The organism is Halolamina pelagica (genome assembly GCF_900115675.1).
Classification (GTDB): Archaea; Halobacteriota; Halobacteria; order Halobacteriales; family Haloferacaceae; genus Halolamina; species Halolamina pelagica.
Map to the genome: position 1 here is coordinate 142,903 of NZ_FOXI01000001.1, position 12,831 is coordinate 155,733.

Genomic DNA, 12,831 nt, shown 5'->3' on the forward strand with positions numbered 1-12,831 from the left:
GAACTGGAACTCATCCCGATCTGCGGTACTGGACGGCGACCGCCGCGAGCGCGACCAGCCCGCCGGCGAGGAACAGCGCCGCGGGCGGGACGGTCCCGAACAGTGCGCCGGAGCCGATGGAGTCGGCGACCCGGGGCCCCGAGGGGCCGGCGATCCCGTCGGTGCTGACGGAGACCGTCGCGTTCACGAGCAGCGCCCCGACCAGTACGGCGGCGGCGGCGCCGACGTACTGTCGAAGCGAGTCGAGCAGCCCCGAGCGCTCGTCCTCGTTGCCGACGCAGACGACGAGCGAGTCGTCGACGGGCGCGTACACCTTCATCTCGCGACCCTTGACCGAGTAGCGCGTCTCGGTCACCTCGACGAGATCCGCCTCCCGTAAGTTGCTGAGGTGGTGGCGGGCGTTCTGCAGCGACGTGTCGACCGCGTCAGCGAGCTCCGAGGCCGTCCGCGGCTCCTCGTGCAGCGCGGTCAGCAGCGAGCGGGCCGTCTCGGAGGAGAGCGACCCGATCAGCGGCTCGACCTCCTCGTCGTCGAGCCAGAGCAGCCGCGTGCCCCCCTCCTCGTCCGCCTCGCCGGCGGCGACCGCGTCAGATTCGGACGGCAACAGGCCGGACATGCGTACCCGTACCACATGCAGTAACTAAATGTTTCGGTAACAGCAGAACCGGGGGGTCGACGGGCCGATCAGCCGGATCGGCGGAGTCGCCCCAGCAGGGGCGTCGTCTCCCCCACCAGCGCGTCCGCCGCCTGGACCGCCTCGTCGGCGTCGGCCGGGGAGGCGTCGCCGCCGTAGTGGGCCCGCTCGTACAGCGCCGCCACGCGGCGCACGCGGCTGTCCCGAACCCCGAGGCTGTCGAGGTAGTCAGCGACCGTCTCGCCCGCCCGCCGCGGCCGTCGCTGGGCCGCGAGCAGCGTCTCGACGCGGTCGTACGCCCGCTCCACGTCGGGCACCGGCGCGTCCCGGGGCTGGTAGCGCAGCCAGACGAACCGGTAGAGTCGGTCGTCGAGGCCGAACCGACGGCCGGCGGCGACCCCGCCGAACAGGAGCACGAGCCCGTAGCCCACCTCCTCGGGCGAGGGCAGTGTCGGCCCGCTCGGGTCCGCCGGGCCGCCACCGGTGAAGCTCCCGACCTCGCCCCCGCCGGCGGTTCGCTGTCCCCCGGCGATCCCCGCCAGATCCGGCGTCGCCGTCGCGCCGACGGTACCGTTCGGCCCCGACTCGTCTTCGGGCGTCTGCGTGGGGGTAGGCGTCCACTCGCCGGGGCCGCTCCGGTTGGTGTCGATCCCCGCCTCGCCGGCTTCCCGGGCCTGGGAGATGCGCCGTTCGCCCGTCTCCTCACGGGGCGAACTCGGCGTCGGGTCGAACGCGACCCAGCCGACCTCCGGGAAGTACACCTCGACCCAGGCGTGGGCGTTGAGCCCGCGGACGACCCACTCGTCCTCGGCGACGCGCTCGCCGGTCGTGTAGCCCGTCGCCATCCGGGCGGGGATCCCCTGCGTCCGCAGCATCACCGCCATCGTCGTCGCGTAGTAGGTGCAGTAGCCGGCCTCCATCTCGAACAGGAAGGCGTCGGCGACGTTCCCCCGCGGGCGTTCGACGTTCAGCGAGTACGCCTTGTTCGACTCCAGGTACTCCTCGATCGCGACCGCGGTGGCGTAGGGCGTCGACGCGTTCGCTCGGTCGGCGACGGCGGCCGCGCGCTCGCCGACGCGATCGGGCGTGCTGTCCGGGAGCCCCAGATACCGGTTCCGGACCGCGTCCGGGTAGTCGGTGCCGGCCGCCCGGAGCGCCCGCGTCGTGTACGCGGGACGCTCGCTGACGACGGTGTAGGACTCGCCGTCGGCGATGGGCGCCGCCGCGCGGAGCCCGTCCTCGGCGGTCACCTGCGTCGCCTGCTGGACGTTCCCACCGACGGAGACGGGCTTCCACACGGCGGGCATGGAGTTCAGCGTCGTCTCGGCGGTGATCGTCTGCTCGACGGTGGTGGTCGGTCCCGGCGGCGGGTCGAGTTCGCCGTCGTAGACCCGGGTCTCGCCCGTCCGCACCCACGAGCCGCCGGTGAACCGGTCGTACGCGCCGACGCGCCAGTAGGAGCCGCGCTCGGACTCGACGGTGAAGCGGACCTCCGGGGAGAGCCGGATCGAGCCGACGATGCCGACCGAGTCGGCGTTGTCGACGACGTTGCCCTCCAGCGTCGGCGCCGAACTCCCGGCCACGATCGGGCTGGCCCCGCCCCCCGGGACGACGGAGACGGTCGACGTGACCACCACCATGGTGGTGACGACGAGCGCGACCGTGTCCCAGTGGGCCGCGAGCGCCCGCCGCGGCGCGAGTTCGCCGAACCCGACGGCGGCGGCGGCGCCGACGACGCCAGTCAGCGTGGTGAGGAAGCCGGCGTCGCCGGTGAGCACGAAGAAGCCCAGCGCGGTCCCGCCGACGGCGACGCTCGTCGCGAACCGCCCACGGAGCGCGAGCAGCCACGAGCCGAGCAGCGGCGCGGGCAGGACTGCAAGCGCCCAGACGTCTGCCTGCACAAGACGGAACACCGAGAGCCCGCTGAACAGCGCAACGAGGTCGCGGACCACGGCGCCGAAGTCGATCAGCGCCCGCTGGCTGGCGGGGATCGAGAGGTAGTAGGTCAGCATCCCCCCGACCAGTACGCCCGCGCTCCCCAGCAGCGCCGTGCGGGCGTCGACGCGGGAGGCCAGGACGGCCCCGACCGCGAGCACCCCGACCACCTCGGCCGCGAGCAGGGTCGTCCCGCCGACCACGTCGGTGACGTGGAACAGCACCCGGAGGTACGACGCCGTCAACAGCGCGACGCCGAGCATCGCGGGCTGGGCGACGGCGTCGCGGAGCGACCAGTCCGGGTCGGTTACGAGCCACCGGCGGCGCCGGGGCTCGCCCACCGCGTCCTCGCGGCTCACAGCTCCACCTCCGCGGTCGGCGGGGTCTCGACCGCCACCCGGCTGTCGACCATCTCCGCGAACCGGTGTTGGTTCCCGCGGACGTCGACGCTGGCGTCGTTCGCTCGGCCCTTGATCACCACGTCGGCGTCGGGGTCGGGGATCGGTCCCGCCTCGATCACCGCGAGCGTCCGGAGCATCGCCTGCTGGCCGCCGTACTCCGGCCCCACGCGCATCTCGCCGCGCGGGAGCGAGAGTTCGACGGGGACGCCGTCGCCGACCAGCCCCAGCACCACGCTCGCGGTCGCCTCGGCCATCGCGTCGGCGCCGTCGGCGTTGGCGCCCGCGGCGACCGTCACCGACTCGGCGTCGGTCTCGGCCGCGAACTCCGTGACGACGAGTTCGTCGCGCTTGGCCGTCGTCTTCCAGTGGATGTCGCGCAGCGGGTCGCCGGGGACGTACTCCCGGAGCTCCTCGAACTCGCCGCGCTGGTCGCTGCGGCTGTACTCCTGTAACCGCCCCAGCGAGCGGCGGCCGACGGTCCCGAGGCGGCGGACCCGCGGGTAGACGATCGTGGTCTCGGTCCCCCGGAGGTCGATCTCGCGCTCGAACAGGCCGAACGCGTCGGTCGCGGTCACCGTCGCCGGCCCGAGCGTGTGCCGGCCGCGTTCCTCGTAAGCCACCTCGTAGGTCAGCGGCTCGTCGCCGACCGCCGTCTCGAAGGTGATCTCGCTGTCGCCGTCGGCGCGCTCGGTCACCGTGGCGTCCGCTGATTCGACCGGCTGCAGGCCGCGCTGAACGCGCTCGGTCACGTCGCCGAGGAACGGACGGGAGAGCGCGCTGCCGTCGCGTCGCCGGAAGGAGAGCTCGGCGGGCTCGGTCTCGCCGACGTGGGCGTTCGCCGGCGGCGTCCGTTCGACGACGACGTCCGGCGTCTTCCGCACCTGTAGGTAGCCGGCGGCCAGCGCGACCGCCGCGGGAGCGACGACGGCGTTGAGCGATCGGGCGCCGAACGCCGCCGCGAGCACGACCGCGAGCGCCGCGACGCCGACGACGGCGCGGCCACGGCGCGTGAGCATCACTCGACGGTGACCGAGGAGAGCGCCGAGGCGACCACGTCCTCGCCGGTCTCGCTGCCGGTTCGTGGGCGGATCCGGTGGGCGAACACTGTCCGTACCTCCGCCTGTACGTCGTCGGGGGTGACGTAGTCGCGGCCGTCGAGCAGCGCCCGGACCTGCGAGGTGCGAGCCAGCGCGATGCTCCCCCGCGGGCTGACGCCGAGTTGGGCGTTGTTCCGCGTGTGGGCGGCCAGCCGGCCGATGTAGCTCCGAACCGGTTCGCTCAGCGTCACCTGGCCGGCGGTCTCGCGGGCGCGCCGGAGCGTGTGGCCGTCGGTCACCGGCTCCAGTTCCTCGATCGGGTGGTGGCCGGCGGTGCGGCCGATGATCTCGGCCTCCTGGTCACCTTCCGGATAGCCCAGCCGGAGCTTCTTCGCGAAGCGGTCGATCTCGGCCATCGGGAGCTCGTAGGTCCGGCCGGACTCCACGTCGTTCTGGGTCGCGATGACGACGAACGGCTCGGGGAGGGGTCGCGTCTCGCCGTCGACGGTCACCTGTCGCTCCTCCATGGCCTCGAGCAGCGCGCTCTGGGTCTTCGGCGGGGCGCGGTTGATCTCGTCGGCCAGCACGACGTTCGCGAACACGGGGCCGGCCTGGAACTCGAACTCCTGGGTCTTCTGGTTGAACACGTTCACGCCCGTCACGTCGGAGGGGAGCAGGTCGGGCGTGAACTGGACGCGGCGGAAAGAGGCGTCGACTGAAGTGGCGACGGAGCGTGCGAGCATCGTCTTCCCGGTGCCGGGCACGTCCTCGAGCAGGACGTGGCCGCGAGCGACCGTGGCGACGAGGATGTGCTCGACGGCGTCGCGCTTGCCGACGATGACGCGCTCGACGTTGTCGACTATCTCGCCGATCAGGTCGGCGGCGGCCTCGACGGAGAGCGGCTCGAACGCCGACGGGCCGGGGTCGCCGCCGGCCTCCACGGCCGCGTCGCCGCCGTCCGACCGGGGCTCGTCGCTCATCGACCCTGCCCACCTCCGGGAGCCTGCCTGCGGGGAACGGAACGGTCGTTCACGGGGGGATTGTGTGGCTGTGTCTACCTAACTCTGCCGCCAGGGGCAGGCGGGTTTTCGAGCGCGATCGACCCGCGGGATTAAGTCAGTCCCCCACGTCGCTCCGACAACTCGGACCAGGACATGACAGGCACACGAACGCGGGGCGGGTTCGTCTTCCGGGCGATCGACGGGCTCCGGGATCTCTTCGATCACTCGGCCGCGGTCGAGGCCGCGGACTACGTGCCGCTACTGGTCCGGCAGCTGTTCGACGACGTGCTGGGCTACGACGACATCGCCTACAGCCAGCGCGAGCAGTGGCGGGAGGTCACGTTCGTCGACGACGAGGGCCAACCGGCGGTCGTGCTCGCGGCGGCGGCACCGGGTGAGGACCTCCGCGCCGCCCGCCGGCGGGCGCTCGACGCGCTCGCTGACGAACCCGCGGCGCACTACGCCGTCGCGACCAACCGCGACCGGCTGGCGGTGCTCGCCTGCTGCCCGGCCGGCCACCCCGACGCCACGGAGCGCCGCGGCGTCGCTACCCGCGAACTCACGGCGATCGACCTCCGGGCGACCGTCGAGCGCGCGGGCGACCGCTCGATCGCGGAGGCGCTCACGCCCGGCCAGCAGCTCTCCGTCGCCAAACTCACCGCGCTCCAGCGCGCGGCCGTCTCCTCGGCGCCCGACGACCCGGCCGGCGCCGACGGGGAGCCGACGTTCGGCGGGCTTGCGACGGCTGACGACTCGACGGCGGCGGCGACGCCGGAGACGCTCGCGGAGACGCTGACCGAGGTGCTTGCCGAGATCCTCCGACCCGCGGTCTCGGCGGCGTTCGAGCGACTCTCCCACCGGATCCAGGAGTTCGCCGACCGCGAAGCCGAGATCGAGGCGCGGATCGAGGACGCGAAGGCCGCCGGCGACGAGCCGGCGGTCACGAGCCTCCGCGCGGACCTGTTCGAACTCCGCGAGGCGTACGCGACCGCCCGCCGGCTCGAGGCCGGCTTCGCCCGCTGGCGCCGCGTCGTCGACGAAACCGAGGCGGCCGCCGTCGATCGGTTCGCGGCCGAGTCCGCGGCGGTCGCGCTCGACACGCTGCTGCTGGCCCGCGTCGCGGCCGACCGCGGGCTGGCCGGCGATCTGGGCGACTACCGGGAGTTCTGGGCCGATCGGGCCGAACACGCCGAGCGCGACGCCACCGACATGGTGCGGGCGGTCCGCGAGGAGCTCGCCGGCGTGAGCGCGGGCGCCACCGACGACGGCACGTTCGCGTGGGTGTTCGAGGCGGACCTGGCCGACGCCTTCGCCGACGCCGTCGGGGCGATTTCCGCCGTCGACGTTGGCGACCTCGACGCCCGCGAGCTCACCGCGGCGTTCGAGAGCCACCTGGACGCCGACGCCCGGCCGGTCCGCGGGGCGACACGGCCCTCGACGGCCGGACTGCTGCTCGACCGCGCGGGCTACACGGCCGACGCGACGATCGACGACGCCGAGTCGGACCTGCTCGACCCGGCCTGTGGCGACGGGAGCCTGCTGGTCGGCGCGGCCGACCGCCTGCTCGACCGCCTCGGTCGGACCGACGCGACGGCCGCCGAGACGCTGTCGACCGTCCGCGACCGGCTCCACGGGGTCGACCGCCACCCCTACGCGGTCCACCTCACGGAGAGTCGACTGCTGCTGCGGACCGTCGACGTCCACGCCGACGCGACCGCGGCCGACGACGAGTTCTCGCTCGGGCGCTTCGGCGTCTACCGCGCCGACGCGCTCCGGGCGGAGCGTGAGAGCTACGCCGGCGCGGTACAGGGTGAGCGAGCCCGCCGCCGCGAGCAGGCGGCCGCGGTGCGGTCCAGCGAGGCGTTCGGTTTCGTCGCGAGCGACGCGCCGACGGACTCTCCCGAGGACGCGCCCGGGGCCGTCGACGCGAACGCACCCGACGGGACCGACCGTTCGGCGCTGTTTCTCGACCGCGCCGCCGACTGGCTGGCGCCCGGCGGGCGGCTCTCGATGGCCGTCGACGGCAGCCTGCTGACGGCCGAGGCCGCCGCCGGCGCGCGCTCGCGGCTGGCGGCGGCGTTCCGACTGCGCGAACTCGTGGAGTTCGACACCGGCAGCGGCGCGATGCCGCTGTTCGTCGCGGCCGAGCGGGACGGCGACGGGGCTGCCGACGCGTTCACCTACGCCCGCGTCACCCCGACGTTTCTCGACCTCGTTCGCGAGGGGCTGATCCGTCCCGGGACCGGCGAGGCGACGACGCCCGCGGAACTGCTCTCGCGGTCGTTGCCGGCCGCCCCCGGTGGCGATCCGCCGCCGATGACGACGGTGTTGGTCGAACTCGACCTCGTCTGTGACGCGACCGTCGAGGGAGCGATGCCCGTCGAGGTACGATCGGTCGACCGCGGGGAACTCACTGACGGCGCGTGGACGTTCGCCGCGGGTGAGGAGTCGGCGACCGACGAACGGGGGACTGACGGGCTGGCGCTCGGGAGCCCACACACGCCGGCCGAGGAGTGACACCCGTCTTGCCGCATCGCACAACCCATTAGCCGTGGCGCTTCCAGCCCTCGCTATGGAGACGACTGACGCGTTCGTCGGGCTGGACTGCATCGACTGCGGCGAGCGGTTCGACGCCGGGACTGCCACCCACCGCTGTCCGGACTGTGGCGGCATTCTCGATCCCGCATACGACTACGACGCCGTCGACGTGACTCGGGAGGCGTTCGAGAACGAGCCGTTCGACTCGCTGTGGCGCTACGACGCGCTGCTCCCGTTCCCCCGCGAGTCGGCGGTCTCACTCGGTGAAGGGGCGACGCCGCTGGTCGAGTGTCCGACGCTCGCCGACGCGATGGGCGTCGGCGAGGTGTACATCAAAGACGAGGGCCACAACCCCACCGGCACGTTCAAGGACCGCGGACAGACCGGCGCGGTGACGGCCGCGGCCCAGCACGGCGCCGACACGATCGCGCTCAACACCGCCGGCAACGCCGGGCAGGCAGCCGCCGCCTACGCCGCCCGCACGGGAATGGATTCGCACGTCTGGATGGCTGAGCGCGCCGGCTACACCCAGAAGGCGATGGTCGAGGTTCACGGCGGCGAACTCCACGTCGTCGAGGGCGAGATCACCGACGCCGGCGCGGGCTACGCCGAGCGGATGGCGCAGGAGGACTGGTACTCCACCAAGACGTTCGTCACGCCCTACCGCCACGAGACGAAGAAGACGATGCTGTACGAGACCGTCGAGCAGCTCGACTGGAAGGTGCCCGACGCGGTGGTCTACCCGACCGGCGGCGGCGTCGGCCTCGTCGGCATGCACAAGGGCGCCAAGGAGTTCCGCGATCTCGACCTCATCGATGACCTGCCGGGGATGTACGCCGCGCAAGCCGCCGGCTGTGCGCCCGTCGTGAAGGCGTGGGAGGAGGGCAAGTCGATTCACGAAGCCTGGGGCGACGAGAACATCTCGACGGTGCTCAACGGCATCGCCGTCCCCGACCCGGGTGCGAGTCCGATGATCCTCGACGCGCTCGAAGAGAGCGGCGGCGGCGCCGTCGCCGCCAGCGACGAGGCGATCCTCGACGCCGCCGTCGAGATCGCCCGGACCGAAGGTGTGGAGATGGGTGCGACCTGCGCCGCCGCGGCCGCGGGCGCGTTCGACCTCGCAGAATCGGGCGACCTCGGCGCGGACGACACGGTGGTGCTGCTGAACACCGGCGCCGGGAACAAGGACGTGGACACGCTGCGCAGCCACCTCGGCGAGCGGGAGTTCGAGAGCGGGAAGTAGACACGACTGGCTCCGTCGAAGCTACGGTCCTTTTTACCGGATGCCGCCGAACCCCGGCGTATGACCACGATCAAGGACTCCGTCCACGACCACATCGAGGTGGAGGGGGTCGCCGCCGACCTGCTGGACACCCCCGCAGTCCAGCGGCTCCGCCACATCAAGCAGCTGGGGACGGTCCAGTTGGCCTACCCCTCCGCGAACCACACGCGCTTCGAGCACTCCCTGGGCGTGTACCACCTCGCCGAGCAGGCGCTCGACCAGATGGAGGTCGACGGCATCGACGCCGAGCGCGTCCGCGCGGCGGCGATGCTGCACGACGTCGGCCACGGCCCCTTCTCGCACAACATCGAGTCGCTGACCCACCGCGAGACGGGGAAGTACCACGACGACGTGGACGAACTGCTGGCTACGGGACAGGTCGGCGACGTGCTCCGGGCGAACGGACTGGAGCCCTCGCGGGTCGCCGGCCTCGTGGCCGGCGAGGGGAAGTACGGCCAGCTGGTCTCGGGCGAGCTCGACGTGGACCGCATGGACTACCTCGTCCGGGACGCCCACCACACCGGGGTCCCCTACGGGACGATCGACCCCGGGCGACTCGTGCGGGCGCTGCGGTTCGTCGACGGCGAACTCGTGCTCGGGCCCGGGAACGTCCAGAGCGCCGAGTCGCTGTTGGTCGCCCGGGCGCTGATGAACCCGACCGTCTACTCCCACCACGTCGCCCGGATCAGCAAGGCGATGCTCCGCAGCGCCGCCGAGCGCCTGCTCCGGAGCGACCCGGACCTGACCGCCGGGGAGCTCCGGCGGATGGACGACCACGGGCTCATCGTCGCGCTCCGACTGTGTGAGGAGACCGCCGAGTTCGCCCGGCGCTACGCCGAGCGGGACCTGTACAAGCGCGCGGTCTGGGCGGAGTTGGGCGGCGTCCCCGACTGGCTGCTGGACGCCGACCACGAGGAGATCCGGGAACTCGAGGCCGAGATCGCCGCGACCTGCGACCTCGACCCGCGGGAGGTGCTCCTCGACGTGCCCGCGGAGCCGTCGATGACCGAATCCACGAGCCGCGTGATGGTCGGCGACGAGATCCGCCAACTCGGGCGGCAGTCGCCGCTGGTGAAGGCGCTCCGGACCGCCCAGTACCAGCAGTGGCGCCTCGGGGTCTACACCGTCGAGACGTCGACCGAGCGGGTCGGTCGCGAGGCGGTCGACCGCCTGGGGCTGGACGTGGAGGGGGCGCTGGTCAGCGAGCGCCGGGGGCGGCCGGCGACGCTCGACGAGTTCGTCGGCGTGGAGTAGTCGCCGCCATCCGCGCGCTTATTGGGAGCCAGTACCCACCCGGGAGCATGACCGGAACCGTCGAGTCCGTTCACGTCGCCGGCGAGGCGGGTGCCCCGCCCGAACGGCGGGAGGCCGTCGACGCCGTCGTCGGCAAGGGGCTCCAGGGCGATCGCTACTTCGAGAACGAGGGGACGTTCTCGGAGGAGGGGGAGGACCGAACACGGGACGTGACGCTGATCGAGGCCGAAGCGATCGAGCAGGCCGAAGCGGAGTACGACGTGAGTTTCGACCCCGGCGCCCACCGGCGCAACCTCACGGTTCGCGGGATCGGCCTGAACCGCCTGCTGGGCGAGCGCTTCCGGGTCGGCGACGCCGTCGTCGAGGGAACCGAACTCTGTGAGCCCTGTACCTACCTCGAACGGGAACTCGAGGAGAAGGGGGTCCAGGAGGCGCTGGTGCACCGCGGCGGCCTGCGGTGTGCGATCGTCGAGGGCGGCGAGATCGGCGTCGGCGACGACGTGGTCGCGACCGAGTAGCGACCGACGCGTTCAGGGGTCGGGCTCCCCCAGGGTGGGTATGAGCGAACTCGACTTCGATCGCGAGATCCGGGTCCGACTCGTCTTCGCCGTCGTCGCGGCGGTGCTGGGCATCGGCGTCGCCGTGTTCACCGACGTGTCGGAGTGGATCGCGTTCGGGATCGTCATCCTGCTCGGGATCGTCGCGCCGCGAGCGTACCTCTACTTCGGCGACTGAGAGAAGCGAACGACCGACTCAGAGCCGGTCCGTCCGGCCCGCGGCGCTCCAGGCGTCGGTCGGCGTGCCGTCCCTGACTCTGACGGTCCGCCGCTGGAGCGACTCCACGCGGCCGGCGAACCCCCAGCGCTTGTCCTGCCACCTTTCCTCGTCGCTCTCGGCGGCCGCCGCGGCCGCGGCAGCCTCCTGATCCCGGATGTGCGCCGAGACGGCGGCGGCGATGGCCGCGGCCTCCGCCTCGTCGGCGTCGTCCGGGAGCGTGAGGCGGTCGACGAGGCCGGTCGGCGCCGGCTCGCCATCCGTCGGCTCGTCCGTCCCCGCGTCGGTCATATCGGGATGTTGCCGTGCTTCTTCTGGGGCGTCTGCTCGCGCTTGCCCTGCAGCATCTCCAGGTCTGAGATCAGGCGCGAGCGCGTCTCCGGCGGTTCGATCACGTCGTCGACGTAGCCGCGGTCGGCGGCGGTGTAGGGGTTGGCGAACTCCTCGCGGTACTCCTCGATGAGCTCCTCCCGGCGCGCGTCGGGGTCGTCGGCGGCCTCGAGTTCGTCGCTGTAGAGGATGTTGACCGCGCCCCGGGGGCCCATGACCGCGATCTCCGCGGTCGGCCAGGCGTAGTTCACGTCGGCGCCGACGTGGCTGGACGCCATCACGTCGTAGGCGCCGCCGTACGCTTTTCGGGTGATCGTCGTCAGGAGCGGGACCGACGCCTCGCAGTAGGCGTAGAGCAGTTTCGCGCCGTGGCGGATGATGCCGTTGTGCTCCTGATCCGTGCCGGGCATGAACCCGGGCACGTCGACGAACGTCAGGACGGGAACGTTGAACGCGTCGCAGGTGCGGATGAAGCGCGCCCCCTTCTCGCTGGCCTCGATGTTCAGCGTGCCGGCGTTGACGCGGGGCTGGTTGGCGAGGACGCCGACCGAGCGGCCGTCCATCCGGGCGAACCCGGTGACGAGGTTCTTCGCGAACTCCTCGTGGACCTCGAAGAACGAGCCCTCGTCGACGACGGAGTCGAGGACATCGTGCATGTCGTAGGGCTTGCGCGGTTCGTCCGGGACGATCTGGTTGAGCGACTCGTCGGCGCGCTCGGGGTCGTCCCAGGGCTCGACCCGCGGCGGGTCCTCGACGTTGTTCTGCGGGAGGTAGGAGAGCAGGCGCGCGATGTTGTCCAGCGCGTCCTCCTCGCTCTCCTCGGCGAAGTGGGCGACGCCGGAGGTGGAGGCGTGGGTGACGGCGCCGCCGAGCTCCTCGAAGCTGACCTCCTCGCCGGTGACCGTCTCCACCACGTCGGGCCCGGTGATGAACATGTGGCTGGTGTCCTTCACCATGAACGTGAAGTCGGTCATCGCCGGGGAGTACACCGCGCCGCCCGCGCAGGGGCCCATGATGGCCGAGACCTGCGGGACGACGCCGGAGGCCTCCTGGTTCCGGCGGAAGATCTCCGCGAACCCGCCCAGGGCGTCGACGCCCTCCTGGATCCGGGCGCCCGCGGAGTCGTTGAGGCCGACGACGGGCGCGCCGACCTGCATCGCCTTGTCCATGACCTTCGTGACCTTCTCGGCGAACACTTCGCCCAGCGAGCCGCCGAAGACGGTGAAGTCGTGGGCGAACACGAACACCTTCCGGCCGTTGACCTCGCCGTAGCCCGTGACGACGCCGTCGCCGTACTGCTGTTTCTCCTCCATCCCGAACTTGTGGTTGCGGTGGGTTCGGAACTGGTCGAACTCCGTGAACGTGCCCTCGTCGAGGAAGTAGTCGATCCGCTCGCGGGCGGTCATCTTCCCCTTCTCGTGTTGCCGCTCGATTCGCTCCTCGCCGCCGCCCTTCAGGGCTTCCTCGCGGCGCTCGCGGAGTTCCTCGATGCGGTCCTCCATCGTCACTGTGGACCACCTGTAGTCATTGTCGGCAACGTCGCCCAGGTGTCGCAAAAGGATTCCGAACGAGGGAGGGAAACGTCGCGAGTGAAACGAGCGACGGTAAACTCCCTCGGGGAGCGAGCGGGGAACGGAGTGACCCG

The 12,831-nt window shown here is 72.0% G+C and carries 11 protein-coding genes; 5 read left to right on the forward strand and 6 right to left on the reverse strand.

Annotation, left to right across the window (positions count from 1 at the left end; genetic code table 11):
* Nucleotides 1-10 precede the first annotated feature (10 nt).
* The 4 genes from BMZ83_RS00840 to BMZ83_RS00855 form a co-directional block, all read right to left on the reverse strand.
* Nucleotides 11-616: an ArsR/SmtB family transcription factor gene (locus BMZ83_RS00840; protein WP_074874644.1), complete on the reverse strand. Its 606-nt coding sequence runs from the start codon at nt 614-616 to the stop codon at nt 11-13.
* A 68-nt stretch (nt 617-684) separates the two neighbouring features.
* The gene (locus tag BMZ83_RS00845; protein WP_245748677.1) at nt 685-2,928 is read right to left on the reverse strand and encodes a transglutaminase TgpA family protein; all 2,244 of its coding nucleotides are present in this window, start codon (nt 2,926-2,928) and stop codon (nt 685-687) included.
* Nucleotides 2,925-3,986 carry a DUF58 domain-containing protein gene (locus BMZ83_RS00850; RefSeq protein WP_074874645.1) on the reverse strand — a complete coding sequence of 354 codons (1,062 nt, stop codon included), beginning with the start codon at nt 3,984-3,986 and terminating at the stop codon, nt 2,925-2,927. Before BMZ83_RS00850 ends, BMZ83_RS00845 begins: the two co-directional genes overlap by 4 nt.
* Entirely contained in the window at nt 3,986-4,987 is a 1,002-nt protein-coding gene (locus BMZ83_RS00855; protein ID WP_079990069.1) for an AAA family ATPase, read from the reverse strand. The genes BMZ83_RS00850 and BMZ83_RS00855 overlap by 1 nt, the downstream gene beginning before the upstream one ends.
* A 174-nt stretch (nt 4,988-5,161) precedes the next feature.
* Between BMZ83_RS00855 and BMZ83_RS00860 the strand changes: the two genes are divergently transcribed.
* From BMZ83_RS00860 to BMZ83_RS16685, 5 genes are read left to right on the forward strand one after another with little or no spacing between them, the layout of a single operon-like run.
* On the forward strand, nt 5,162-7,525 hold the full coding sequence (locus BMZ83_RS00860; RefSeq protein WP_074874653.1) for a hypothetical protein: 2,364 nt from the start codon (nt 5,162-5,164) through the stop codon (nt 7,523-7,525).
* Between the two features lie 55 nt (nt 7,526-7,580).
* Nucleotides 7,581-8,789: a threonine synthase gene (locus tag BMZ83_RS00865; RefSeq protein ID WP_074874655.1), complete on the forward strand. Its 1,209-nt coding sequence runs from the start codon at nt 7,581-7,583 to the stop codon at nt 8,787-8,789.
* 60 nt (nt 8,790-8,849) lie between these two features.
* Complete coding sequence (locus BMZ83_RS00870; protein ID WP_074874657.1) at nt 8,850-10,082, forward strand: HD domain-containing protein; 1,233 nt, start codon at nt 8,850-8,852, stop codon at nt 10,080-10,082.
* A gap of 47 nt (nt 10,083-10,129) precedes the next feature.
* Nucleotides 10,130-10,600, forward strand: a complete 471-nt coding sequence (locus BMZ83_RS00875; protein WP_074874659.1) for an MOSC domain-containing protein — start codon at nt 10,130-10,132, stop codon at nt 10,598-10,600.
* A gap of 40 nt (nt 10,601-10,640) precedes the next feature.
* Nucleotides 10,641-10,817 (forward strand): hypothetical protein, encoded by a 177-nt coding sequence (locus BMZ83_RS16685; RefSeq protein ID WP_166623239.1) that lies wholly within the window; start codon nt 10,641-10,643, stop codon nt 10,815-10,817.
* An 18-nt stretch (nt 10,818-10,835) separates the two neighbouring features.
* Here the strand turns inward: BMZ83_RS16685 and BMZ83_RS00880 are convergent, their stop codons facing one another.
* Both BMZ83_RS00880 and BMZ83_RS00885 read right to left on the reverse strand, forming a co-directional pair.
* On the reverse strand, nt 10,836-11,147 hold the full coding sequence (locus BMZ83_RS00880; RefSeq protein WP_074874660.1) for an acc operon protein: 312 nt from the start codon (nt 11,145-11,147) through the stop codon (nt 10,836-10,838).
* Nucleotides 11,144-12,688 carry an acyl-CoA carboxylase subunit beta gene (locus BMZ83_RS00885; protein ID WP_074874661.1) on the reverse strand — a complete coding sequence of 515 codons (1,545 nt, stop codon included), beginning with the start codon at nt 12,686-12,688 and terminating at the stop codon, nt 11,144-11,146. The genes BMZ83_RS00880 and BMZ83_RS00885 overlap by 4 nt, the downstream gene beginning before the upstream one ends.
* Nucleotides 12,689-12,831 lie beyond the last annotated feature (143 nt).